This window comes from Rathayibacter sp. PhB186 (assembly GCF_003751825.1).
In the GTDB taxonomy this organism is placed as follows: domain Bacteria; phylum Actinomycetota; class Actinomycetes; order Actinomycetales; family Microbacteriaceae; genus Rathayibacter; species Rathayibacter festucae.
Genome location: NZ_RJKO01000001.1, coordinates 1,485,018 through 1,509,148 on the forward strand (window position 1 = coordinate 1,485,018; position 24,131 = coordinate 1,509,148).

Sequence of the window (24,131 nt, forward strand, 5' to 3'; positions counted from 1 at the left end):
CGAAGAAAGCGAGAGACATTCGGTGATTCGATGCGAACGGCACGTCCGCGTGCGTACGATTGTAGAAACCGATACCGAAGGAGCTTCGCCGTGCCGCTTGGAAACCTCGTCGATCGACCTTTCGGAGAGTCGCCTCAGGTCCGCAACGAGCCGGTCCAGGTCCGCAGCGCGGCCCGGCTGGCCTCCCTCCTCGACGCCGCCGCGGCCGTGGTCGACGAGGTCGGCTTCGACCGCCTGACCACCGCGATGGTGGCCGAGCGCGCGGGCGCCGCGATCGGCACCGTCTACCGCTACTTCCCCGACCGCATCGCCGTGCTCCAGGCGCTGCGCGAGCGCGCGCTCGAGCGCTTCCGCAAGAAGGTCATCACCGACATCCGCGAGAAGCACCCGGCGGACTGGTGGGGCGCCGTCGACTGCGCGGTCGATGCGTTCTGCGACATGCACCGCACCGAGGCCGGCTTCCGCTCGATCCGCTTCGTCGACACGATCCACGCCCCCGAGGTCGCGGGGGAGGCGTTCGAGGCCGGCTTCTTCGCCCGCCGCTTCGCCGAGATCCTCGCCTCCGAGTACGGCCTGCCCGGCGGCGCCCAGCTGTCGTTCCGCCTCGAGGTCGTGATCGAGGTCGCGGACGCGATGCTCACCCGCGCCTTCCTCATCGACCCGGCCGGCGACCAGCGCTTCATCGACGAGGCCCGGGTGCTGCTGCGCAACTACCTCTCGATGCACTACGGGCCGATCGAGCCCTGACCGCGACGGCCGCCGGCGGCCTAGCTCTTTCCACGCTCCGGTGCAACACTGCGCCATCCGGGTTGGCACGCGTCTCCGAATGATGTTTTGCTGATCGCCAGGTTCTGACCGGGACCACGGGACAGGGAAGAGCAGGACCGTGATCGAATTCCGCGGAGTGAGCAAGCAGTATCCGGACGGCACGCGGGCGGTGGACGACTTCTCGCTCGTGCTGCCCTCCCGGCAGACGACCGTCTTCGTCGGCTCGTCCGGCTGCGGCAAGACGACGATCCTGCGGATGATCAACCGCATGATCGAGCCGACCGGCGGCACGATCGAGATCGACGGAGAGGACATCTCGCGGCTCCCCGCCGTGTCGCTGCGCCGCCGCATCGGCTACGTGATGCAGAACTCCGGCCTCCTGCCGCACCGCCGGGTGATCGACAACATCGCGACCGTGCCGCGGCTGAACGGCGTCGCGAAGAAGCCCGCCCACGACCGCGCGCTCGAGCTGATGGACACCGTCGGCCTCGACCGCTCCCTCGCCACCCGGTACCCCAGTCAGCTCTCCGGCGGTCAGCAGCAGCGCGTCGGCGTCGCGCGCGGTCTCGCCGTCGACCCCAACATCCTGCTGATGGACGAGCCGTTCGGCGCCGTCGATCCGCTCGTGCGCGCCGACCTCCAGCGCGAGACCCTGCGCCTGCAGCGCGAGCTCGACAAGACGGTCGTCTTCGTCACCCACGACATCGACGAGGCCTTCCTGCTCGGCGATCAGGTCGTCATCCTCGAGAAGGGCGGCCGGATCGCGCAGAAGGGCTCGCCCGCCGAGATCCTCGCGAACCCCGCCAGCGAGTTCGTCGCCGGCTTCGTCGGCGCCGACCGCGGCAAGCGCTCGCTCTCGATCGAGGAGCGCGACGGCGCCCGGATCGTCGTCGACGGCGACGGGCGGCCGACCGGCGTCCTGCGCGCGCAGGACGGCGTCGACGCGTGAACTGGGTCGTCAACAACACCGATCAGATCCTCGCGAACCTGCTGGCGCACCTGGCGCTCTCGGTCCCGCCGATCCTGCTCAGCTTCGTGATCTCGCTGCCGTTCGGCTGGGTCGCCAACCGCTACCGCTGGAGCCGCGGCACGCTGCTGACCGGGCTCGGCGTGCTCTACGCGATCCCGTCGCTGGCGATGTTCATCCTGCTGCCCGCGCTGCTCGGCATCCCGCTGCGCTCCACCGCGAACGTCATCATCGGCCTCACGCTCTACGGCATCGCGCTGATGGTGCGGACCACCTCCGACGCGCTCTCCGCGGTGTCGGAGGACGTGACCCAGTCGGCCACGGCGATGGGCTACTCCGCCTGGGCCCGGTTCTGGAAGGTCGAGTTCCCGCTCGCCGGTCCCGTCCTGCTCTCGGGTCTGCGCGTGGTCACGGTGAGCACGGTCAGCCTCGTGACGGTCGGCGCGGTGCTGGGCATCCAGAGCCTCGGCCTGCTCTTCACCGACGGCTTCCAGCGCGGCATCCAGGGCGAGATCATCACCGGCATCGTGCTCACGATCGTGCTGGCCCTCGTGCTCGATGGGCTCCTCGTCCTGCTCGGTCGCCTGCTGATGCCCTGGACCACGCTCGACCGGAGCCGCTCCCGCCGCAGGAGCGCCGCGAGCGCGAAGGCGGTGACCGCGTGAACCTCATCGCCCAGGCCTTCGCCTGGATCGGCGACCCGACGCACTGGGAGGGCATCTACGGCGTCCCGACCCGCGTCGCGCAGCACCTCGGCATCAGCCTCATCGTGCTGGTGATCGCCGCGGCCATCGCCATCCCACTCGGCTACCTCATCGGCCACACCGGCAAGGGCAAGGGCATCGCGGTGCCCGTCGCCGGCGGCCTCCGCGCGCTGCCCACCCTGGGCGTGCTGGTGCTCGCGGCGATGAGCCTCGGCCTCGGCCTGGGCGCGCCGCTGATCGCACTGGTGATCCTGGCGATCCCGTCGATCCTCGCGGGCGCCTACTCCGGGCTCGAGGCGGTCGACCGCCGCACCGTCGACGCCGCGCGCTCCGTCGGCATGACGGAGTGGCAGATCCTGGCGAAGGTCGAGATCCCGCTCGGCCTGCCGCTGCTGATCGGCGGTCTCCGCGTCGCGGCCCTGCAGATCATCGCCACGGCGACGCTCGCCGACTACATCGGCGCCGGCGGTCTCGGCCGCTACATCTTCCAGGGCGTGAAGGCGGGCGACTACCCGCAGATGCTCGCGGGCTCGATCATCGTGATCGTGCTCACGCTGCTCAGCGAGGTGCTGTTCGCGGTCCTCCAGCGGATCGCCGTGCCCCGCGGCGTCGTGCTCGGCCTCGGCCGCGCCACGACGGAGCGCTCAGGTTTCCGCGCGTCGTCACTCCGACGCCGCGCGGTGGTGGGAATCCCCATCGACGAAGGGAAATAAGAGATGTTCACAGCAACCAAGAAGGGCCGTGTCGTTCTCAGCGCACTCGCGGTCGGCGCCGTGGTGGCGCTGGCAGGGTGCTCGTCCAGCGATCCGCTCGACGAAGGATCGGGAGCGACCGCCGGCGGCGACACCATCGTCATCGGCTCGCAGGACTACTACTCGAACGAGATCATCGCCGAGATCTACGCGCAGGCCCTCGAGGACGGGGGGATGACCGTGCAGCGCGACTTCCGCATCGGTCAGCGCGAGATCTACCTGCCCGAGATCGAGAGCGGCTCGATCGACGTGTTCCCCGAGTACGGCGGCAGCCTCCTGCAGGCGCTGGAGCCGGACACGACCGCGACCACGGCCGACGACGTCTACTCGGCGCTCACCGACGCCCTGCCCGACGGACTGCGCGCGCTCGACGCCGCGGACGCGAGCGACCAGAACTCCTACACGGTCACCCAGGCCTTCGCCGACCAGTGGAACCTGACCGACATCGCCTCGCTGAAGAACGTCACCGACCCGATCGTGCTCGGCGGCAACTCCGAGCTGCAGACCCGTCCCTACGGGCCCGACGCTCTGCAGTCGAAGTACGGCATCGCCACGACGTTCCAGGCGATCGAGGACAGCGGCGGATCGACGACCGTCGACGCGCTGGCCAGCAACCAGATCCAGATGGCGAACATCTACACCGCCGACCCGAACATCGAGTCGAACGACCTGCTGCCCCTCGCCGACCCCGACGGCCTGTTCGTCGCGGACAACGTGGTGCCGATCGTCTCCGACAAGGTCGACGACGACGCCGCCGAGATCATCAACGGGGTCAGCGCGAAGCTGACCGCCGACGACCTCGTCGCGCTGAACTCCGAGAGCGTCAACGAGCAGAAGTCGGCCGCGGCCATCGCGACCGAGTGGCTCACCTCGGCCGGCCTGATCGGCTGACCCGACCCGCTCACGCCCAGAGGCGCGTCACTCGTCGAGGTGACGCGCCTCTGCGCGTGAGAGGAGCTTCTTCACGCCGAGGACGACCAGCACGAAGACCACGATCGCTCCGACGAAGAGGTAGCCCGCGTAGTGCAGGCTGTCCGACAGCTCGCGGTAGCCGCCCGCCGCGGCGGCCCCGACGCCGACGTAGGCGAACGACCAGAGGATGCACGCGGGCGTCGTCCAGGCCATGAAGGTCCGGTAGCTCATGCCGCTCATCCCGACGGTGAGCGGGATGAGGGAGTGCAGCACCGGGAGGAAGCGCGAGAGGAAGACGGCGATGCCGCCGCGGCGCGCGAGGTAGCGCTCGGCCCGCAGCCAGTTCTTCTCGCCGAGGCGGCGGCCGAGACGCGACCCGCGGATGCGCGGCCCGAACCAGCGGCCGAGGTAGAAGCCGACCGATTCGCCGCAGAGCGCCCCGACGATCACGGCGATCGCGAGGGCGACGAACTGCAGGGGAGACGTCACGCCGGTCGCGCTGACGATCACGACGGTGTCGCCCGGCACGATCAGCCCGGCGAGGATCGTCGTCTCGAAGAAGACGGCGAGGCCGGCCAGCAGCGTCCGCCAGACGGGCGGCACGCTCACGACGAAGGCGAGGATGCCGGTCAGAGCGTCGTTCACGGCCGCGTGCGCTCCGGCATCTCAGCGGACCCGCTTGAGCAGCGACCAGAAGGTCTCGACGATCGAGCCCATGTCGACCCGGTCGTCGAGCAGCCACTGCACCTGCAGGCCGTCGGAGAGCGCGGTGATCATCTTCGCCGCGAGCTCGGGGTCGATGTCGGCCGCGATGAGCCCCTCGCTCTGGTCCTCGCTGACGCGGGCGGCGAAGACCTCGTTGACCGTCCGGTAGCGCTCGATGAAGAACTCGTGCGCGGGGTGCGACTCGTCGGTCGCGTCGGCGGAGAGCGTCGCGTAGAGATGGACGAGACCGGGCACCTCGCTGTTGTGGCGGATCAGCTTCACGACCTGCTCGATCGCCTGATCGCCCTTCCGCTCCAGGTCGTAGACGGCGCGGTCGGTGTCGTCGCGCTTGCGGAGGACCTCGGCGAAGAGCTCCTCCTTCGAGTCGAAGTAGTGCAGGAGCCCCGCCTGCGTCAGGCCGACCTCCTCCGAGATCTCGCGCAGCGAGGCCTTGCGGTACCCCTGCCGCGAGAACACCTCCAGGGCGGTCTGCAGAATCTCCTCGCGCTTCGCGACGCCCTTGGCGTAGCTCCCCTTGCTCGGCATCCCTCGATCGTAGGGGGCGCGGCCGAGCAGGAGCCGCGAGCGTCGCGCGGTGACGGCGCACGATCTCTCAGTGCGGACGCGGGACGCCGGAGCAGCTGTGAAAGACCTGTGAAGGTGCGAGCTCGACAGCGCGAAGCGGGGTCGCGAGCGATCGCTCGCCGTCGAGAGGTCCGTCGCCGACCCTCTGACGGACGCGGGCGCTGCTCGACCGGGCCCACGGGAGGAGATCTCTCGACGTGGAGACGCTCTGTCTCGACGTCGAGACGTCACTGACGCGCGGGTCGGCGGCGGGCGGCTCGGACCGCCCCGGAAGGGTGTCGCCGGGGGCACCGCGGGAGGCGCACATCCGCCCCAGTACTGGGATCCGAGGGCATCGCGCCCCTCCGGCCGACCTAGGCTCGGAGCCGTGAACGAACTCCTGGACCCGCTCCTCCTGTCGCGCTGGCAGTTCGGCCTGACGACGATCTACCACTTCCTCTTCGTGCCGCTCACCATCGGCATGGCGCTCACGGTGGCGATCTTCCAGACCTGCTGGGTGCGCACCGGCCGCGTGCACTACCTGCAGCTGACGAAGTTCTTCGGCAAGATCTTCCTGATCAACTTCGCGATGGGCGTGGTCACCGGCATCGTCCAGGAGTTCCAGTTCGGGATGAACTGGAGCGACTACTCCCGCTTCGTCGGCGACGTCTTCGGCGCCCCGCTCGCCTTCGAGGGCCTGCTCGCGTTCTTCCTCGAGGCGACGTTCATCGGCCTCTGGATCTTCGGCTGGGACAAGCTCCCGGCGAAGCTGCACCTCGCGACGATCTGGCTCACCACGCTCGGCACGACGCTCTCGGCCTACTTCATCATCGCCGCGAACGCCTTCATGCAGAACCCGGTCGGCTTCCGGATCAACGAGGCCAAGGGCCGCGCCGAGCTCACCGACATCTGGGCCCTGCTGACCAACAAGGTCGCGCTCGCCGCGTTCCCGCACACGATCTTCGCCTGCTTCATGGTCTCGGCCGCGGTGATCGTCAGCGTCGCCGCCTACCACCTCTCGCGGAACCAGCACCTCGAGACGATGCGCCCGGCACTGAAGTTCGGCGCCTGGATGATGCTGATCAGCGGCGGTCTCACCCTCTTCACCGGCGACTCGCTCGGCCTCGCGATGGTCGACACGCAGCCGATGAAGATGGCGGCCGCGGAGGCGCTGTACAAGACGTCCACCGGTGTCGACGCCTCGTTCTCGATCTTCACCTGGGGCACCCCCGACGGCTCGAGCGAGCTCTTCTCGATCCGCATCCCGTATCTGCTCTCCTTCCTCTCGACGCACACCTTCACCGGCACCGTCGAGGGCATCAACGACCTGCAGGCGCAGTACAGCGCGGTCTACGGCCCGGGCGACTACACGCCGATCATCTGGGTCACCTACTGGTCGTTCCGCTGGATGATGGCGCTCGGCGTCCTCGCCATCGGCGTCGCCGCCGCCGGCCTCTGGTTCACCCGCAAGGGCCGCGAGCCGAAGCAGTGGATGTGGAAGATCGCGATCTGGGCGGCACCGCTGCCGCTGATGGCGATGATCGTCGGCTGGGTCTTCACCGAGATGGGCCGCCAGCCCTGGCTCGTCTTCGGCCTGCTGAAGACCGCGGACGGCGTCTCGCCCGGGGTCAGCGGCCTCGAGGTGCTGATCTCGCTGATCGCCTTCACCGCCATCTACGGCACCCTCGCGGTCGTCGAGTTCCGGCTGATCAAGCGGGCGGCCCAGGCCGGCCCCGACGACGCCCCCGAGATCGACGAGGAGAGCGGTCGCCCGCAGCTCGTCGGCACCGTCTACTGAGAAGGGCACTGCGCACATGGACCTCGGATCGCTCGATCTCGCCACGCTCTGGTTCTGGATCGTCGCCGTCTTCTTCATCGGCTACTTCGTCCTCGACGGCTTCGACTTCGGCGTCGGGATGTCGCTGCCGTTCCTCGGCCGCGACGACACCGACCGCCGCGTCCTGATCAACACGATCGGGCCGGTCTGGGACCTCAACGAGACCTGGGTCATCGTCGCGGGAGCGGCGATGTTCGCCGCGTTCCCCGAGTGGTACGCGACGCTCTTCAGCGGCTTCTACCTGCCGCTGCTGCTGATCCTGCTGGCGCTGATCGCCCGCGGCGTCTCCTTCGAGTACCGGCACCAGCGTCCGGAGGCCGCCTGGAAGAAGCGGTTCGACACGATGATCGTGATCGGCTCGGCCGTGCCCGCGTTCCTCTGGGGCGTCGCCTTCGCGAACATCGTGCAGGGCGTGCCGCTGGACGCGGACCACAACTACATCGGAACGGTCTTCGATCTGCTGAACCCGTACGCGCTGCTCGGCGGCGCGACGACGCTCCTGCTCTTCTTCACCCACGGCGTCGTGTTCGTCTCGCTGAAGACCGACGGCGAGATCCGCGAGCGGGCGCGCCGGCTGGCGACGCGGGCGGGGCTGGTGACCATCGCGGTCGCCGCGGTGTTCCTCGGCTGGACGAACCTGGCCCAGGGGAGCGGTCCGTCCTGGCTGCTGTCGATCGCCGCGGCAACCACCCTGGTGCTCGCCTGGCTCGCGAACGTCCGCGGGCGGGAGGGCCGTGCCTTCGCCCTGCTGGCCGGCACGATCGGCCTCGCTGTGCTCGCGCTGTTCACCACGCTCTTCCCGGCGGTGATGCCCGCCTCGAACGACGTCGCCAACAGCCTGACCATCGAGAACGCCTCGAGCACGCCCTATACCCTGAAGGTGATGAGCTGGACGGCGCTGGTCTTCGTCCCGCTCATCGTGGGCTACCAGGCCTGGACCTACTGGATCTTCCGCAAGCGCATCACCCGGAGCCACATCCCGGTCGACGCGCACTGACCGATCGCGACCGTGAAGCCCCTCGACCCCCGACTGCTCCGCTACGCCCGCTCCGCACGGCTGTTCCTCGTGCTCGGCGGGGCGCTCGCGCTGGCCCGCACGGCGACCGCGGTCGCGTTCGCGTGGCTGGTGGCGCAGCTCGTCGCCGGGGCGGTCGGCGGGCGATCGGCGGCCGACCTGGCGCCGTCACTCGCGGCGCTGCTGGTCGTCGTCGCGGTGCGCGCGGTGCTGGCCTGGGCCGTCGAGGTGAACGCCGCCCGGGGCGGCGCCGGCGCGAAGGCGCAGCTGCGGTCGGCGGTCCTCGCCGCGCTGGTCGCGCTCGGGCCGGCCGGCCGGACGGGTGGCTCGGGCGGCGTCGTCGCGCTGCTCGGCGGCGGGCTCGACGCACTCGACGGCTACTTCGCCCGCTACCTGCCGCAGCTGATCGCCACCGCGATCACCACGCCGATCCTGACACTCGTGGTCTTCCTCGCGGATCCGCTCAGCGCGCTCTTCCTCGTGGTGACGCTGCCGCTGATCCCGGTCTTCATGATCCTGATCGGCTGGGCGACCCAGGCGGTGCAGAAGCGGCAGTGGAGCCGCCTGCAGGCGCTGGCCTCCGGCTTCGTCGACACGGTCGGCGGACTGGCCACGCTGAAGATCTTCGGACGGGCGGAGCGGCAGAGCGCCCGCATCCGCGCCCTGACCGAGGACTACCGCGTGCACACCATGAAGGTGCTGCGGGTGACCTTCGTCAGCAGCTTCGTCCTCGAGCTGGCCGGCTCGCTCTCGGTCGCGCTCGTCGCGGTGTCGATCGGGCTGCGGCTGGTCGACGGCTCGCTCGGACTCGCGATCGGGCTCTTCGTACTGGTGCTGGCGCCGGACGTTTTTCTGCCGGTCCGCCAGGTCGGCGCCGAGTTCCACGCGGCGGCGGACGGCGTGCAGGCGGCGGACGAGGCCTTCGCGATCATCGAGGCGGCGGCGACCGTCCCCGGGCGAACCGCGGTGCCCGGTCGCTCGGGGGCGCTCGAGCTGCGCGGGCTCGCGGTGGACGACGGTGCGGGCCGCGTGCTCGCGCCCGTCGACGCCGTCCTGCCCGCCGGCTCGATCACGGCGCTGACCGGGCCCAGCGGATCCGGGAAGTCGACCCTCCTCGCCGCCCTCGCCGGCTTCGCTCCCGCGACCGGCTCGATCGCCCTCGGCGGGGTCGCCGTCGACGAGTCGACCGGCCGCGACTGGCTCGCCTGGTCGGGGCAGCGGCCCGATCTGCTGCCCGGGACCGTCGGCTCGAACGTCGCGCTCGGCGCGCGCTCGCCCGACCCGGAGCGCGTCCTGCGGGCGCTGGCCGTCGCAAGCGCCGACCTCGATCCGAGCCGGCGGATCGACGCGGACGGCAGCGGACTGTCCGGTGGGCAGGCGGCGCGCGTCGCCGTGGCGCGTGCCGTGCACCGCGTCCTCGAGCGCGGCTGCACCGTCTTGGCCCTCGACGAGCCGACCGCCGCGCTCGACGAGGAGTCGGAGCGCGCGCTGCTCGCCGGGCTCCGCTCACTCGCCGACGAGGGCGTGATCGTGCTCGTCGCCACGCACCGCCCGGCGACGATCGCCGCCGCCGACGCCGTGCTGGCGCTCGCCCCCGCCGAGGCGGTGCTCCTGTGAACCGCACCGAGGTGCTGCGGGCGGCGATGCCGGCGCCGCGGCGCTTCCTCCCCGGACTGTCCTTCGGGCTGCTGTCGTCCGCGTCGGTCGTCGCCCTGCTCGCCTGCTCGGCCTGGCTGATCGTGCGGGCGGCCGAGCAGCCGCCGATCCTCTTCCTCTCGATGGCCGTCGTCGGCGTGCGTGCGTTCGCGCTCTCGCGGGCGTTCTTCCGCTACCTCGAGCGCCTGTCCGGGCACGACGCGGCGTTCCGCGCGCTGGCCGAGCTGCGCGCCGGCGTCTACGACCGGCTGGTCCCCGTGGCGCCGGACGGCCTCGGTCGGGTGCGCCGCGGCGATCTCGTCTCGCGGGTGGTCGCCGACGTCGACGCCCAGCAGGACGTGCCGCTGCGGATCGTGCAGCCGCTGGTCGTCTCCGCCGTGGTCTCCGCCGCCGCGGTGGTGGGAGTCTGGCTCCTGCTGCCCGCGATGGGCGCCGTGCTGCTCGGTCTGCTCGTGCTCGCCTTCGCCGGCGGAGCCCTCGGCTCGGGGCTGGTCTCGGCGCGCGCCGACCGCGAGCTGGCGCCGCTGCGCGGCGAGCTGGCCGAGCGCCTGAACCTGCTGGTCACCCGGCTCGACGTGCTGATCGCCTTCGACGCGGCCGATGCGGCGATCGCCGACGTCGCGCAGGCGGAGGCGGCGCTCACCCGGGCCGCCCGCCGGCGCGCGGCGTCGACCGGGCTCGCCGCCGCCGTCCTCGCGCTGTGCTCCGGTGGCGCGGTGTGGGCCGGTCTCGCGCTCGGGATCCCCGCGGTCGGCGAGCTCGGCGGGCCCGCGCTCGGGGTGCTCGCCCTGGTGCCGCTCGCCGTGTTCGAGGTCGCCGCCGCGGCGCCGCTCGCCGTGCAGAGCGCGCGCTCGGCGCTCTCGAGCGCGCAGCGGCTCGCCGACCTCGACGCGCAGGCCGCGTCGCCGGCGCTGGCGACCGACGCCGACGTCGATCCGTCGGCCGCCGTCCCGCTCGGCCGCGACATCGTCCTCCGCGACCTCTCGGTCTCCTGGCCCGGAGTCGCGACGCCCGCGCTCCGCGACGTCTCGCTCGAGCTCCGGGCCGGCGAGCGGATCCTCGTCACCGGTGGCAGCGGCTCGGGCAAGACGACGCTCGCGCACGCGCTCGTCCGCTTCCTCGACCACACCGGCTCCTACCGGATCGGCGGGGTGGAGGCGCGCACGCTGCCCCAGAACGAGCTGCGCCGGCTGGTCGGCCTCGTCGAGCAGCAGCCCTACCTCTTCGACGACACGATCCGGCAGAACCTGCTCTTCGCCCGGCCCGAGGCCGACGACGCGGTGCTGACCGCCGTCCTCGAGCGGGTGGGCCTCGCCTCCTGGACCGCGGCCCGCGGCGGTCTCGACGCCCGGGTCGGCGAGCGCGGCTCGCTCGTCTCGGGCGGTCAGGCGCAGCGCCTGGCGCTCGCCCGCGCCCTGCTCGCCGACTTCGACGTGCTGGTGCTCGACGAGCCCACCGCCTCGGTCGACGCGCCGGTCGCGGACGCGCTGCTCGCCGACCTGCTGCATGCCGCCTCGGGCCGCACGGTCGTGCTGATCGCGCACCGCGTCCCCGCGTCCCTCGCCGTCGACCGGCGGATCACGATCGCGGACGGCACCGCGGCCAGCGCCTGATCGAAGGACCGAGCCGCCGCAGCGCGGCCGTCAGCGCGTCGCTCGTGCCAGCGCCGACACGCGCGCCAGGCGGTCACCCTCGACGGCCCAGCGGTCGAGAACCGCGTCGGCCCGCGTGCGAGCAGGGCCCGCCAGCGTGGACAGCAGGGGAGCGATCACATCGACGGCCAGGGGATCGCCGAGCTCGTCGACCCGCGAGTCCCGAGCGAAGCCCTCGAGCCGGGTCAGATCGGAGGCCCGCAGGAGCGCCGCCCGCGACTGCAGCAGGACGACCGCCGCCAGCCGCGTCTCGAAGACGGGCGGAGCCCACAGTTCCGACGACAGCGCGGTCACGTCGTCGTGCTCGAGCCCGCGGAACTTCTTCAGCGCGTCCCGCACGGTCCCGCGCACGGCGCCGACGGAGGCGCCGGTGGAGTCGAGCCCCGCGTCGAGCCGCTCGCGCACGTCCTGCGCCCGCCAGACGTCGCCCTCGTACTCGAGCGCCGTGCGGATGAAGTCGCCGGCGTCGCTCACCCCTCCATCATGCGTCCCGCGGGGGAGCCGCGACGAACCGTGCGCCGCTGCGGGCCGCACGCCGGAGGTGGCGGTCCGCCCTTGGCAGCGGATCGCGCCGTCCGGGAACGCCGACGGCCCGGCTCGTGCAGGGGATGCACGAGCCGGGCCGTCGGTGCGGGCCCGCGGGAGGCGGGACCCGATCAGAGGAGCGTCGAGTCGACCGCGGTCAGCGGCTCGACCACACCGCCTGGTTGCGTCCGTCGTACTCGACGAGGTTGCCGTCGTCCTGCATGACGAGGCGGAACGGGGCGACCGCGCCGGCGCGGGGCGTGACCGTCCAGGTGCCGATGCCGTCGCCGCGGACGACGGCCATGAAGCCGTCCTCGTAGAGGTTGAACGAGCTGCCCGCGCCGGACGTGCCCGTCGACCAGATCGGACCGGAGCGGCCGTAGACCACGAAGTTGCCGTCGCCCTGCATCACGGCGCGGTAGACGCCGTTGGCCGAGCGGAGGAGGCTGCCGGCGGCGAGTCCGTTCTCGGCGTAGAGGCTCGAGCCGGGCAGCTGCGCCTGGCTGGTCCAGAGCACGGTGTCGACCTGGTCGACGATGATCAGCGATCCGGCGTTGTTGATGCCGAGCCGCAGGTCGCTGCCGCGGGTGCCGGAGGACCACTGGACCGAGTTGTCGGGACCGTAGATCACGGCGTTGCCGTCGGTCTGCAGCACGAGGCGGTTGCCGGCGCCGCGGGTGCCGGTGTTCCAGACGACGCCCTGCGGGCCGTAGCCGACGAAGTTGCCGTCGGTCTGCATCACGGCGCGGAAGCGGCCGTCGGCCGAGGTGAGCTGGCGTCCGCCGCGGAGGGTCTCGCCGGTGAAGAGGGTGTCGGTCGCCGGCTCGGCGATCCTCCCGTTCACGCTGCTCGCCCAGGCGGGGGAGCCGTTCTCACGCGAGACGACGAGGTTGCCGTCCTCCTGGATGATCAGGTACGCACCGGGCTCGTCGTTCGTGCCGGTGCTCCAGACGGGCCGGTCGTCGGCGGAGTAGATCACGACGTTGCCGTCGGTCTGCATCGCGAGGTGGTCGCCGCGGCCGGCGGTGCCGGTCGCGAAGACGACGCGGCCGTCGGGCGCGTAGGTGACGGCGTTGCCGTCGGTCTGCATCACGAACTCGTAGGCGGGTCCGGGATCGTCGGAGACGATGCTCTCGCCGCGGGCGAGCTCCTCGCCGCCCTCGAGCGCGTTGTAGTACGCGCCGGCGGCGCGGGACTGCGGGTCGGCGTTCGTCTGAAGCGCAGGAGCCGAGTCGGAGGAGGAGGAGAGCGTCTGCTGCACCGCCTCCTCGGCGACCGCGGGCGTCGCGGTGAAGAGGAGGGCTCCGGTCGCGACGAGCGCGACGAGCCCGGAGCCGACGAATCGGGAGGGCCCGGTGGAGCGGGAGGAAGAGGGAGGCGTCATCGCAGATCTTTCTCGAGAGGTCGGCATCGCCGATCGGATCCTCGAATGCTCGCACGCGGGGGCGGGATCGGGCGTGCGCTCGGGACGCCGTGTCCCGGTCCAGCGCTCGTCGGCATCTCGGAGGCACTCGCTAGCCCGTCGCCCCGACCTCGGGCCTTCACGACGGCGGCCCGGTTCGTGCGGGATGCGCACGACCGGGCCGTCGGAGCAGGGCCGACCGCCTCGGCGGAGCCCGCTGTCCGCTGCCGTCAGCGGCTGGACCAGACGACGTGGCCCTGGCCGTCGTACTCGACGAGGGCGCCGTCGTTCTGCATCACGAACCGGAACGGTCCGACCGCACCGGAGGCGGGACCGTTCGTCCAGAGCACGGTGTCCTTCCAGTCGTAGATCGACGCGACTCCGTTCTCGGCGACGTGCAGCGCGTTGTCGATGCCGGAGGTCCCGCTCTGCCAGACAGTGCCCGTCGGACCGTGGACGACGAGGTCCCCGTTCGACTGCATCACCGCCAGGTACCGACCGTCGTCCGAGCGCAGCACGTCGCCGGCCGAGAGGTAGTTCGGTGCGTACAGGACCGACCCCGGCAGCTGGGACTGGCTGTCCCACGCCAGGTCGCCCTCGTCGTCGACGAGCATCAGCACTCCGCTGTCGTCGAGCTGGACGGTGAGAGTGTCGTCGCTGGTGCCGGACGTCCACTTCACCGAGCCGTCGGCGCCGAGGACGACGGCGTCACCGTCGTTCTGCAGGACGAAGCGGTTGCCCGCGCCGTGGGTGCCGGTGTGCCAGATCACGCCGGAGGGCCCGGAGCCGACGAGGTCCCCGTCGGTCTGCATGACCGCGCGGAACAGCCCGTTCTTCGAGGTGAGCTGGTCGCCCGGCGCGAGGGTGCCGCCGGTGCCGAGGGTGTCGTGCGGCGGTTCGGCGGTCGTCCCGGCGCCGGCGGACCAGGCGGGAGCGCCGCTCGTCGAGGATGCTGCTCCGACGGCGCTCTCGGCGAGGGCGGGTGTCGCGCCGAGGAGCAGGGTTCCCGCCGCGACGAGCGCGACGAGTCCGGAGGCGAGGGAGCGTGGATGTGAGGTGGACGTCATGGCAGTTCCTTACTCGAGAGATCGGCACCGCCGTCGACGAGGCGGCATCGCCGAACGGTCTTCCCTCTCACCGAAGCACTGCTGCTGGACTTCGATGCGTTCCGGCGCGGGGCGCAGGGTCGTTGTCGCGTCGTCCCGCTTCTGCCCTCTGAGGGGGAGTCGCGCACGGCCGGACCTTGCGCGTGAGAACGCCGATGGCCCGGCGCGTACAGGGTGTGCACGAGCCGGGCCATCGGAGGGGGACGTCAGCGCGTCCGCCGACGCGTCGATCGCGGCGGGGTCAGCGAATGGACCAGATCGCGTGGCCCTGTCCGTCGTACTCGACGAGGTTGCCGTCGCTCTGCATGACCAGGCGGAACGGGCCGTCACCGCCGGCGGCGGGTGTCGCCGTCCAGGTGACGGCGCCGTTGTCGGCCACGACCTCTGCTGTCCCGTCCCGGAAGAACTGGAACGAGCTCTCGACTCCGGAGGTGGCGGTCTGCCAGATCGCTCCGGTCGGGCCGTAGACGACGAAGTTGCCGTCGGCCTGCATCACGGCACGGTAGGCGCCGTCGTCGGAGCGGAGGTGGTCGTCGACCTCGAGGGTGTTGGGGGCGTACAGCTGAGCGCCGGGCAGTCCGGACCGGCTCGTCCACAGGACGGCGTCGTCCTCGTCGAGGACGTTCAGGACGCCATTGTCGTCGAGGGTGACGTGGTCGACCCCGCCCCCCGTTTCAGCCACCCATTTCCGCGTCCCGTCCTCGCGCCCGACCGTGATGCTGTCCGGCCTCACGCCCAGCCAGTTGTCGGTCCCGCGAGTCCCCGTGTTCCAGACGACACCGTCGGGGCCGTAGCCGACGAGGTTGCCGTCCCGCTGCATCACCGCGCGGAACCGTCCGTTCGGTGAGGTGAGCTGGTGACCACGGTGCAGGATCTCGTAGGTGAGGAGGGTGCTGAGCGGCGGCTCGGCGATCAGGCCGTTGATGCTGCTGGCCCAGGCGGGAGAGCCGTTGACGCGGTAGAGCACGAGGTTGCCGTCCGCCTGGATGACGAGGCGCGAGTCCGGCTCGATGTCGGTCCCGGTGCTCCAGAGCGGGCGATCGTCGGCGGAGTAGATCACCGCGTTGCCGTCCTCCTGCATCACGAGGCGGTTGCCGCGCCCCGAGGTGCCGGTGCTGAAGACGGCTCGGCCGGCCTGGTCGTACGTCACGGCGTTCCCGTCGTCCTGCATCCGGAAGGTGTAACCGCCCCCGGGTCCGCCGGAGGCGATGGACTGTCCCGGCGACAGCTGGGCGGAGGCCTCGAGGGTGTTGGAGGTCGCGGAGTCGCCCGCGCGTGCTGTCTCGGAGCGGGGTGCCGGGACTGCGCCGTGCGCGCCCTCAGCGGAGGCGGGCGCGGCGCCGAGGAGCAGGGCGCCGGTCGTGACGAGCGCGACGAGCGCGGAGGCTAGTGGGCGTGAGGACGTGTGAGATGTCATCGCAGTTCTTTCTCGAGGTGTTGTCGTGGAGGGCGAGAGGTCGGTATCACCGAGCGGTCGTCCCTCTCACCGAAGCAGCTGTGTTCGAGCCCGTCGCCCGCTGGCGTTCGACACGTGCTCTCTGTCGCGTGGTCCGGCTCCCGGCCCTTCCGGACGGCGTCGGCGGTCGGTGCGCGAACTCCTCGCGCGCTGCTCCGAGGGCACGACGACGGCCCGGCTCGTGCTGACGAGCACGGGCCGGGCCGTCGAGTGAGGGCCTCATCGCGACTGCGGGAGCCGGACTGCAGAAGCCGTCAGCGGCTGGACCAGACCGCGTGGTGGTGGGCGTCGTACTCGACGAGGTTGCCGTCGCTCTGCATGACGAGGCGGAACGGGGCGGTGCCGCCCGCGGGCGTCGCCGTCCAGGTGACGGCGCCGCTGCCGGCCACGACCTGCGCCGTCCCGTCCTTCGAGAACTCGAACGAGCTCTCGACGCCGGAGGTGCCGGTCTGCCAGACCGCCCCGGTCGGGCCGTACACGACGAAGTTGCCGTCACCCTGCATCACGGCGCGGTAGCGGCCGTCGTCGGAGCGGAGGAGGCCGTCGCTCGCGAGGGTGTTGGGGGCGTACATCTGCGCGCCGGGCAGTCCGGACTGGCTCGTCCACAGGACGGCGCCGTCCTCATCGAGTGCGGTCAGGACACCCCTGTCGTCGAGCGTGAGGGAGTTGGCCACACCCCCGGTGTCGGCCGCCCACCTGATCCCCCCGTCCGCGCCGATGATCACGGCGTAGCCGTCGTCGGAGACGAGGAGCTGGTTGTCCGTGCCGACGGTGCCGGTGTTCCAGACGACGCCGTCCGGGCCGTAGCCGACGAGGTTGCCGTCGCGCTGCATGACCGCGCGGAAGAGTCCGTTCGGCGAGGTGAGCTGGTGCCCGCGGGAGAGCGCGTCGTCCACGTAGAGGGTGCTGAACGGCGGCTGGGGGATCCTGCGGTTCACGCTGCTCGCCCAGGCCGGCGAGCCGTCTTCCCGGTAGACGACGAGATTGCCGTCCGCCTGGATGATCAGAGACGCGTCCGTCTCGTTGTCCGTCCCGGTGCTCCAGAGCGCTCGGCCGTCGGCGGAGTAGATGACGACGTTGCCGTCCTCCTGCATCACGAGGCGGTTGCCGCGCCCCGAGGTGCCCGCGTCGAAGACGGCGTGACCGACCTCGTCGTAGACGACGGCGTTGCCGTCGTCCTGCATCCGGAAGGTGTAGCCGCCTCCCGACTGGCTCGAGGCGATGGACTGGCCGGCGAGGAGCTGCTGGCCGGGATTCAGTGCGTCGGGGGCCGACGCGCGGGCGGCGGAGACGCTCGAGGACGCGGTGCTGAGACCGCCCTGAGCGAGGGCCGGTGTCGCGCTGAAGAGCAGGGCCCCGGTCGCGACCAGCGCGACGAGTCCTGAGGCGAGCGGGCGTGGGGAGGTGTGTGGTGTCATGGCAGTTCCTTCTCGAGAGATGGGTGCCGTCGGGGTGAGGGCGGCATCGCCGAGCGGACTGCTTCGATCCTGGCGCGCCGGAGCACCCGGAGTCGCGGCCCGGCGCGTGCCGCGGGGTCCCTGTCACGCTGTCCCGCCTCCGGGGACCGGATCGCTGCCCCGCGCGCCCTCGGGCAGGTCCGCTGAAGCACGACGACGGCCCGGTCCGTGCAGGTCGTGCACGAGCCGGGCCGTTCGGGCGAGCTGCTCCTCGTCGTCGAGCGCTCCTCCGCACGTGTCGTCAGCGGATCGACCACACGGCCTGGTCGCGGCCGTCGTACTCGACGAGATTGCCGTCGTCCTGCATCGCGAGTCGGTACGGCGCGACCGAGCCCGAGGCGGGGGCCGCCATCCATGTCGCGACGCCTTCCTTCGTCACGATCTGCGCGACTCCGTCGCCGTGCACGACGAACGTGCTGTCCGGGTCCGAACCGCCGGTCGACCACGTCGCTGCGGCCCGGTCGTAGACGACGAAGTTGCCGTCGGTCTGCTTCACGGCACGGAACCTCCCGTTGTCCGATCGCAGCAGATCACCTGCGCCGAGATGATTGGGGGCGAAGAGGCTCGACCCGGGGAGGGCGGACTGGCTGGTCCACAGGACGGCGTCGTCCCTGTTCCGGATCGAGAGCACTCCACTGTTGTCGAGGGCGAGGCGGAGGCCTCTGCCCTTCGTCCCGGAGGCCCACTTGACGGATCCGTCCGCGTACAGGACCGCGTTGCCGTCGGCCTGCATGACGAGTCTGCTGTCCGCGCCGCGGGTGCCCGTGTTCCACACGACACCCGCGGTGCTGTAGCCGACGAGGTTCCCGTCCCTCTGGAGCACCGCCCGGAAGCGTCCGTTCTCCGAGGTCAGCTGGTGTCCGCGGAGCATCGACTCATCGGCGTGGAGGGTGCTGAAGGGCGGCTCGGCGATCGGGCCGTTGATGCTGCTCGCCCAGGCGGGGGTCCTGTCCGCGCGCGAGACGAGCAGATTCCCGTCCTCCTGGATGTGGAGGAACGAGTCCGGCTCGTTGTCCGTCCCCGTGCTCCAGAGGGGACGGCCCGCGGCGGAGTAGACCACCGCGTTGCCGTCCTCCTGCATGACGAGGCGGTTGCCCGCACCGGTGGTGCCGGTGCTGTAGACCGAGTGGTTCTGGGGGTCGTAGGTGACGGCGTTGCCGTCGGTCTGCATCACGAAGACGTAGGCGGGACCGGCGGGGTCCGGGTTGGACCTGATGCTCTCGCCGGGGAGGAGCTGCTCACCGCTGACGAGGCCGTCGTAGGCCTGGTGCCCGGGGAGGGGCCTGATGGTCGGCTGCGTGCCCGTCGGGGAGCTCTCCGCGGAGAGCGTGCTGTGCGCACTCTGGGCGAGTGCCGGTGCGCCGCCGAACAGGAGGGCACCGGTCGCGACGAGGGCGACGAGCCCCGAGGCGAGTGGGCGTGGTGAGGTGTGAGGTGTCATGACTGGTCCTTCTCGAGAGGGTGAACCGTCGGTGCGAAGGCGGCGTCGCCGAGCGGACTGATTCGAGGCTGGCACGTCCCCGAAGACCTCGACCGCGTCAGGCGCGTGGTGAACGGCGTCTGGCATGCCGCACACGTCGGGTCGTGGTGACGCCCTCCGAGCAGGACGCCCGGGGAATCAGGGCAGGGGACGGCGGAGGGCGTCCAGGCGCCGGCGCCAGGCGTCGAGCCGGCCCGGCACTGCGGCGAGCGCCGGTCCGTCGACCCAGCCCGTGGCCAGGCGGAGGCCGTGCAGGGCGTTCGCCGTCCACACCTCGCGGCCGTCGAGGTCCACCGGCTCAGCCGGCGCCTCGATGACGTCGACGCCCAGCGCTCCCGCGAGCACGGAGACCGTGCGGGCCGTCACGCTCCGGACCCGGCGGCTGCTCGCGGGCGGGACGACCAGCGCGTCGCCGAGCCACCAGAGCACAGCGCTCGAGGCGCCGTCGATCACGGCGCCGTCGGCACCGAGGATCACGGCCTCGTCCGCGCCGGCGGCGAGAGCACGGGAGCGCAGGAGCGCCAGCCGTGCGATGTCGGGTCCCTTGCGCTCCGGGGTGCGGCGCGGATCCACGGGGCTGGTCCAGAGGACGACGGTCCGGCTTCGCGGCGGGGCAGGGCGCAGCCGGAGGCGCAGACCCTCGGCGGTGAGCTCAACACGGGGGAAGGAGTCGCCGGTGCGGGGGAGCGCCGCGATCGCGGCGTCGAAGAACGCCTCGGTGTCATCGGAGCCGGCGCCCGGGGTCGATCCGGCGTCGCCGACGGCGCCCAGGAACCGCTCCCGGTGCAGCTCGAGACCGCGCACGCGGCCCTCTGACACCAGCCAGGAGTCGGCCGCGAGGAGAACGCCGGCCGGATCGTCCACAGCAGGGCCGAGCTCCCGCCCGTCCCACTTCCGCACCAGCTCGCCGTCCACGACGGCCTACGCTAGCCCAGTGGCCGCGCTCCCCGAGGTTTCCGCCGCCCGGCGGCAGCTGACCTGGGTCGATCCCGAGCGAGCATACCTCGGCTTGTTCGCCTCGGCGGACACCTCCTTCTGGCTCGACTCCGGTCGCGACGCCGCGGAGGGCCTCTCCTTCCTCGGTTCCTCGGACGACGTGCTCACGGTCAGGCCCGGCGCGGACGTGTCGGCGACGCTCGCCGCCGTGGAGACGGAGCACACCGGCGACCGGGCGCTCGGCCGGTACGGCTGGATCGCCTACGAGGCGGGTGCGCCGTTCGTCGCCCTTCCGCCCGCCTCCGTCGACGCCGACGCTCCGCCCGCGCTCGCGCTGATCCGCGGCGACCCGGTGCTCGAGTTCGACCACGCCCGGCAGATCCTGCACCTCGTCTCCTCCCCGGAGAGGGAGCAGGAGGCGCGGCGGCTGGAGCGAGCGCTGACGGCGCTCGCCGAGACCGCTGCCGACGTCGGCGAGCCGCGTGACGCGGAGCCGTCCGGACCCGCCGAGTGGCGGCACGGTCCCGAGCGGTACCGAGCCCTGATCGCCCACTGCCAGGCCGCGATCCGCGCGGGTGACGCCTATCAGCTCTGCCTCACCAACGAGGTGGTGGTCGAGGGCGCGTTCGACCCGGTCGAGGCGTATCGGCGCCTGCGCCGCTCGAGCCCCAGCCACCACGGCGGACTGATCCGCATCGGCGGGCTCGCCCTCGTCAGCGCCTCGCCCGAGCGCTTCCTCGACGTCACGGCCGACGGCCGCGTCGCCACGCATCCGATCAAGGGCACCCGGACCCGCAGCACCGACCCCGTCGTCGACGCGGAGCTGCGGGCCGAGCTGCTCGCGAGCGTCAAGGAGCGCGCCGAGAACGTGATGATCGTCGACCTCGTGCGGAACGACCTGGCCCGCATCGCCGCCCCCGCGTCGGTGCAGGTGGACCGCCTCCTCGAGATCGAGACCTACCCGCACGTGCACCAGCTGGTGAGCGAGGTGTCGGCGCAGCTCGCGCCCGGTGTCGGACCGGCCGAGCTGCTCGCGGCGACCTTCCCTGCCGGATCGATGACGGGAGCGCCGAAGCGCCGCGCGATCGAGCTCCTGCGCGAGTGGGAGGCCGGGCCGCGCGGTCTCTACGCCGGCGCGTTCGGCCGGCTCGGCGGCGACGGCTCGCTCGATCTCGCGATGACCATCCGCACCCTCGTGCTCGACGGCGCCCGCGCCCGGATCGGCACGGGCGGGGGCATCACCGCTCTCTCCGTCGCGGACGAGGAGGTGGAGGAGACCCGCCTCAAGGCCCGCGCGCTGCTGGCCGCGCTCGGAGTCGACCTGCACGTCACGGCGGAGTCGTCGCCCGGTCGCTAGAGGCCAGTAGGGTTGTTGGTCGGACGCAGGCGCCCTCCGAGCGCGCGCCCACCCCCACCCTCACAGAAGTAGGACACACCTGTGGCAGAAGAGACCTCCCAGCAGACCGGCGCGCCCGACGAGGAGCGCTACGACTTCCGCGCGCTCCAGGAGAAGTGGCTCCCGATCTGGGAGGAGACCCGGCCGTTCGCGACCGGCGACTCCACCGACAAGCGCCCGCGCAAGTACGTGCTGGACATGTTCCCGTACCCCTCCGGCGACCTGCACATGGGCCACGCGGAGGCGTACGCGCTGGGCGACGTCATCGCGCGCTACTGGCGCCAGCAGGGCTTCAACGTGCTGCACCCGATCGGCTGGGACAGCTTCGGCCTGCCGGCCGAGAACGCGGCGATCAAGCGCGGCCTCAACCCGGTCACCTGGACGTACGACAACATCGAGCAGCAGAAGCGCTCGATGAAGCGCTACGCCGCGTCCTTCGACTGGGACCGCGTGCTGCACACCTCCGACCCCGAGTACTACAAGTGGAACCAGTGGCTGTTCCTCAAGATGTACGAGAAGGGCCTCGCCTACCGAAAGGACAGCTGGGTCAACTGGGACCCGGTGGACCAGACCGTCCTCGCGAACGAGCAGGTCCTCGCCGACGGCACCTCGGAGCGCTCCGGCGCCGTCGTCGTGAAGAAGAAGCTCACGCAGTGGTACTTCAAGATCACCGACTACGCCGACCGCCTGCTCGACGACCTCAACCAGCTCGAGGGCTCCTGGCCGTCGAAGGTCATCGCCATGCAGCGCAACTGGATCGGCCGCTCGATCGGCGCCGACGTCGAGTTCGAGATCGAGGGCCGCGAGGAGCGGATCACCGTCTTCACGACGCGCCCCGACACCCTCTTCGGCGCGACCTTCATGGTCGTCGCGCCCGACTCCGACCTGGCCGCCGAGCTGGTCGAGGGTGCCGAGCCCGAGCTGCAGACCGCGTTCAAGAGCTACCTGGAGAAGGTGCAGAAGTCGAGCGAGATCGAGCGCCTCACCGTCGACCGCCCGAAGACCGGCGTGTTCCTCGGCCGCTACGCGATCAACCCCGTCAACGGCGAGCGCCTGCCGATCTGGTCGGCCGACTACGTGCTGTCCGACTACGGTCACGGCGCGGTCATGGCCGTGCCCGCGCACGACCAGCGCGACCTCGACTTCGCCCGTGCCTTCGACCTGCCCGTGCGGGTCGTCGTCGACACCACCGCGTCGGTCACCGGCGCGATCCCGGTCATCCCGAAGGACCCGGAGGAGCTGGCCGCGCTCGAGAAGGAGTACTCCCTCGACCCGGCCACCACCGGCGAGGCACTGACCGGCGACGGCCGCCTGATCAACTCCGGCCCGCTCGACGGACTGTCGAAGCGCACCGCCATCGAGCGCGTCATCAAGCTGCTGGAGGAGCGCGGCCGCGGCCGCTCGGCGAAGAACTACCGCCTGCGGGACTGGCTGATCTCGCGCCAGCGCTACTGGGGCACGCCGATCCCGATCATCCACGGCGAGAACGGCGAGCTGATCCCGGTCCCCGAGGACCAACTGCCCGTGCGCCTGCCCTCGACCGACGGCCTGGACCTGCAGCCGAAGGGCTCCTCGCCGCTCGGCGCCGCGGAGGACTGGGTGAACGTCGCCAACCCGAACGACGGCAGCCCCGCGCGCCGCGACCCGGACACGATGGACACCTTCGTCGACTCCTCGTGGTACTTCCTCCGCTTCCTCTCGCCGAAGGACGACACCCAGGCGTTCGACCCGAAGCTCGCCGAGAAGTGGGCGCCCGTCGACCAGTACGTCGGCGGCGTCACCCACGCGATCCTGCACCTGCTCTACGCGCGCTTCATCACCAAGGTGCTCTTCGACCTGGGCTACGTCTCCTTCACCGAGCCGTTCACCGCGCTGCTCAACCAGGGCATGGTGCAGATGGACGGCGCCGCGATGTCGAAGTCGAAGGGGAACATCGTCCGCCTGTCGGACCAGCTGGACGAGTTCGGCGTCGACGCCGTGCGCCTGACGATGGCGTTCGCCGGACCGCCCGAGGACGACATCGACTGGGCCGACGTCTCGCCGTCGGGCAGCGCGAAGTTCCTCGCCCGCGCCTGGCGCCTGGCGAAGGACGTCACGACCAAGCCCGACGTGGAGTGGAAGAACGGCGACGCGGCGCTGCGCCGGCAGACGCACCGCTTCCTCGCCGAGTCGCCTTCGCTGATCGAGGCGTTCAAGTTCAACGTCGTCGTCGCGCGCCTGATGGAGCTGGTCAACGCGACCCGCAAGGTCATCGACTCCGGTGCCGGCGCGGGCGATCCCGCCGTCCGCGAGGCGACCGAGGTCGTCGCGATGGCGCTCAACCTGTTCGCGCCGTACACGGCCGAGGACATGTGGAACCGTCTCGGCTACGAGGGCTCGGTCGCGCACGCGCTCTGGCGCAAGGCTGATCCGACGCTCCTGGTCGAGGAGAAGATCACCGCGATCCTGCAGGTCGACGGCAAGGTCCGCGACCGCATCGAGGTCTCGCCGAAGATCTCCTCGGACGAGCTCGAGCAGAAGGCGCGCGCGGCCACCGGTGTCGCTCGGGCGCTGCAGGGCCGCGAGGTCGTCACGGCCGTCGTCCGGGCGCCGCGCCTGGTGAACCTGGTGACGAAGCCGGCCTAGGTCCTCTCGCCCACCTGGTGTTCTCGAAGGGGCCCCTCCACTCCGGAGGGGCCCCTTCGGCGTTCCCGACCCGACTCGCTGTCCCGGGCGGTGAGGCCTGCCGTGATCCGCAAGGTGCCTGGGCTGACGACGCCAGGACGTCGAGCCGACCGTCGCCCGACGTCAGGCCAGGGCGCACCGTCTCCATACGTGTAAGAGTGCTGTCTCTCGTGTCCT

20 protein-coding genes are annotated in these 24,131 nt (G+C 71.5%); 11 read left to right on the forward strand and 9 right to left on the reverse strand.

Features of this window, described 5'->3' with window-relative positions:
- Positions 1–90: 90 nt before the first annotated feature.
- The 5 genes from EDF45_RS06930 (at position 91) to EDF45_RS06950 (ending at position 4,082) form a co-directional block, all read left to right on the forward strand.
- Complete coding sequence (locus tag EDF45_RS06930) at positions 91–747, forward strand: TetR family transcriptional regulator (RefSeq protein ID WP_260311890.1); 657 nt, start codon at positions 91–93, stop codon at positions 745–747.
- Between the two features lie 139 nt (positions 748–886).
- The gene (locus tag EDF45_RS06935) at positions 887–1,717 is read left to right on the forward strand and encodes an ABC transporter ATP-binding protein (RefSeq protein WP_123735423.1); all 831 of its coding nucleotides are present in this window, start codon (positions 887–889) and stop codon (positions 1,715–1,717) included.
- Positions 1,714–2,400, forward strand: coding sequence for an ABC transporter permease (locus tag EDF45_RS06940; protein WP_123445590.1), 687 nt, complete (start codon positions 1,714–1,716; stop codon positions 2,398–2,400). Before EDF45_RS06935 ends, EDF45_RS06940 begins: the two co-directional genes overlap by 4 nt.
- Positions 2,397–3,152 carry an ABC transporter permease gene (locus EDF45_RS06945; protein ID WP_123735424.1) on the forward strand — a complete coding sequence of 252 codons (756 nt, stop codon included), beginning with the start codon at positions 2,397–2,399 and terminating at the stop codon, positions 3,150–3,152. Before EDF45_RS06940 ends, EDF45_RS06945 begins: the two co-directional genes overlap by 4 nt.
- A 3-nt stretch (positions 3,153–3,155) precedes the next feature.
- Complete coding sequence (locus EDF45_RS06950; protein ID WP_123735425.1) at positions 3,156–4,082, forward strand: ABC transporter substrate-binding protein; 927 nt, start codon at positions 3,156–3,158, stop codon at positions 4,080–4,082.
- Positions 4,083–4,109: 27 nt separating this feature from the next.
- Here the strand turns inward: EDF45_RS06950 and EDF45_RS06955 are convergent, their stop codons facing one another.
- Together EDF45_RS06955 and EDF45_RS06960 are read right to left on the reverse strand one after the other, a co-directional pair.
- Positions 4,110–4,748, reverse strand: a complete 639-nt coding sequence (locus tag EDF45_RS06955) for a DedA family protein (protein ID WP_123735426.1) — start codon at positions 4,746–4,748, stop codon at positions 4,110–4,112.
- Between the two features lie 21 nt (positions 4,749–4,769).
- Complete coding sequence (locus EDF45_RS06960; RefSeq protein WP_123735427.1) at positions 4,770–5,354, reverse strand: TetR/AcrR family transcriptional regulator; 585 nt, start codon at positions 5,352–5,354, stop codon at positions 4,770–4,772.
- Positions 5,355–5,760: 406 nt separating this feature from the next.
- Here EDF45_RS06960 and EDF45_RS06965 point away from each other — a divergent pair, with 406 nt between their 5' ends.
- Genes EDF45_RS06965 through cydC form a run of 4 tightly spaced genes read left to right on the forward strand, consistent with a single transcriptional unit; the run spans position 5,761 to position 11,493 of the window.
- Positions 5,761–7,170: a cytochrome ubiquinol oxidase subunit I gene (locus tag EDF45_RS06965; protein ID WP_123735428.1), complete on the forward strand. Its 1,410-nt coding sequence runs from the start codon at positions 5,761–5,763 to the stop codon at positions 7,168–7,170.
- Positions 7,171–7,186: 16 nt separating this feature from the next.
- Positions 7,187–8,206 carry a cytochrome d ubiquinol oxidase subunit II gene (gene cydB / locus EDF45_RS06970; protein WP_123735429.1) on the forward strand — a complete coding sequence of 340 codons (1,020 nt, stop codon included), beginning with the start codon at positions 7,187–7,189 and terminating at the stop codon, positions 8,204–8,206.
- A gap of 12 nt (positions 8,207–8,218) precedes the next feature.
- Positions 8,219–9,841 carry a thiol reductant ABC exporter subunit CydD gene (cydD, locus tag EDF45_RS06975; protein WP_123735430.1) on the forward strand — a complete coding sequence of 541 codons (1,623 nt, stop codon included), beginning with the start codon at positions 8,219–8,221 and terminating at the stop codon, positions 9,839–9,841.
- Positions 9,838–11,493, forward strand: a complete 1,656-nt coding sequence (gene cydC, locus EDF45_RS06980) for a thiol reductant ABC exporter subunit CydC (RefSeq protein WP_260311892.1) — start codon at positions 9,838–9,840, stop codon at positions 11,491–11,493. The genes cydD and cydC overlap by 4 nt, the downstream gene beginning before the upstream one ends.
- 30 nt (positions 11,494–11,523) lie before the next feature.
- On the opposite strand, the gene EDF45_RS06985 is transcribed toward cydC, so the two are convergent.
- From EDF45_RS06985 to EDF45_RS21715, 7 genes are all read right to left on the reverse strand, one after another.
- Entirely contained in the window at positions 11,524–12,006 is a 483-nt protein-coding gene (locus EDF45_RS06985; RefSeq protein WP_123735431.1) for a DNA alkylation repair protein, read from the reverse strand.
- A 208-nt stretch (positions 12,007–12,214) separates the two neighbouring features.
- The gene (locus tag EDF45_RS06990) at positions 12,215–13,441 is read right to left on the reverse strand and encodes a hypothetical protein (RefSeq protein ID WP_185020107.1); all 1,227 of its coding nucleotides are present in this window, start codon (positions 13,439–13,441) and stop codon (positions 12,215–12,217) included.
- 248 nt (positions 13,442–13,689) lie between these two features.
- A complete protein-coding gene (locus EDF45_RS06995; RefSeq protein ID WP_148060236.1) occupies positions 13,690–14,526 on the reverse strand; it encodes a hypothetical protein in 837 nt (278 codons plus the stop codon).
- A 280-nt stretch (positions 14,527–14,806) separates the two neighbouring features.
- Complete coding sequence (locus EDF45_RS07005; RefSeq protein WP_123735435.1) at positions 14,807–15,982, reverse strand: hypothetical protein; 1,176 nt, start codon at positions 15,980–15,982, stop codon at positions 14,807–14,809.
- A 293-nt stretch (positions 15,983–16,275) separates the two neighbouring features.
- Positions 16,276–17,439 carry a hypothetical protein gene (locus EDF45_RS07010; protein ID WP_123735436.1) on the reverse strand — a complete coding sequence of 388 codons (1,164 nt, stop codon included), beginning with the start codon at positions 17,437–17,439 and terminating at the stop codon, positions 16,276–16,278.
- Positions 17,440–17,719: 280 nt separating this feature from the next.
- Positions 17,720–18,919, reverse strand: coding sequence for a hypothetical protein (locus EDF45_RS07015; RefSeq protein WP_165909221.1), 1,200 nt, complete (start codon positions 18,917–18,919; stop codon positions 17,720–17,722).
- 177 nt (positions 18,920–19,096) lie between these two features.
- Entirely contained in the window at positions 19,097–19,873 is a 777-nt protein-coding gene (locus tag EDF45_RS21715) for an aminotransferase class IV (RefSeq protein ID WP_148060237.1), read from the reverse strand.
- A 19-nt stretch (positions 19,874–19,892) separates the two neighbouring features.
- On the opposite strand from EDF45_RS21715, the gene EDF45_RS07025 reads away from it, so the two are divergent.
- A complete protein-coding gene (locus EDF45_RS07025) occupies positions 19,893–21,251 on the forward strand; it encodes an anthranilate synthase component I family protein (RefSeq protein ID WP_260311895.1) in 1,359 nt (452 codons plus the stop codon).
- A gap of 81 nt (positions 21,252–21,332) precedes the next feature.
- Complete coding sequence (gene leuS, locus EDF45_RS07030; RefSeq protein WP_123735439.1) at positions 21,333–23,915, forward strand: leucine--tRNA ligase; 2,583 nt, start codon at positions 21,333–21,335, stop codon at positions 23,913–23,915.
- Positions 23,916–24,131 lie beyond the last annotated feature (216 nt).

What these genes read in the sequence shown, in the direction of transcription:
- EDF45_RS06950 (WP_123735425.1), top strand. Translation starts at nt 3,156, where the DNA reads ATGTTCACAGCAACCAAGAAGGGCCGTGTCGTTCTCAGCGCACTCGCG.
- EDF45_RS06960 (WP_123735427.1), bottom strand. Translation starts at nt 5,354, where the DNA reads ATGCCGAGCAAGGGGAGCTACGCCAAGGGCGTCGCGAAGCGCGAGGAG.
- cydB (WP_123735429.1), top strand. Translation starts at nt 7,187, where the DNA reads ATGGACCTCGGATCGCTCGATCTCGCCACGCTCTGGTTCTGGATCGTC.
- EDF45_RS06990 (WP_185020107.1), bottom strand. Translation starts at nt 13,441, where the DNA reads ATGACGCCTCCCTCTTCCTCCCGCTCCACCGGGCCCTCCCGATTCGTC.
- EDF45_RS06995 (WP_148060236.1), bottom strand. Translation starts at nt 14,526, where the DNA reads ATGACGTCCACCTCACATCCACGCTCCCTCGCCTCCGGACTCGTCGCG.
- EDF45_RS07005 (WP_123735435.1), bottom strand. Translation starts at nt 15,982, where the DNA reads ATGACATCTCACACGTCCTCACGCCCACTAGCCTCCGCGCTCGTCGCG.
- EDF45_RS07010 (WP_123735436.1), bottom strand. Translation starts at nt 17,439, where the DNA reads ATGACACCACACACCTCCCCACGCCCGCTCGCCTCAGGACTCGTCGCG.
- EDF45_RS07015 (WP_165909221.1), bottom strand. Translation starts at nt 18,919, where the DNA reads ATGACACCTCACACCTCACCACGCCCACTCGCCTCGGGGCTCGTCGCC.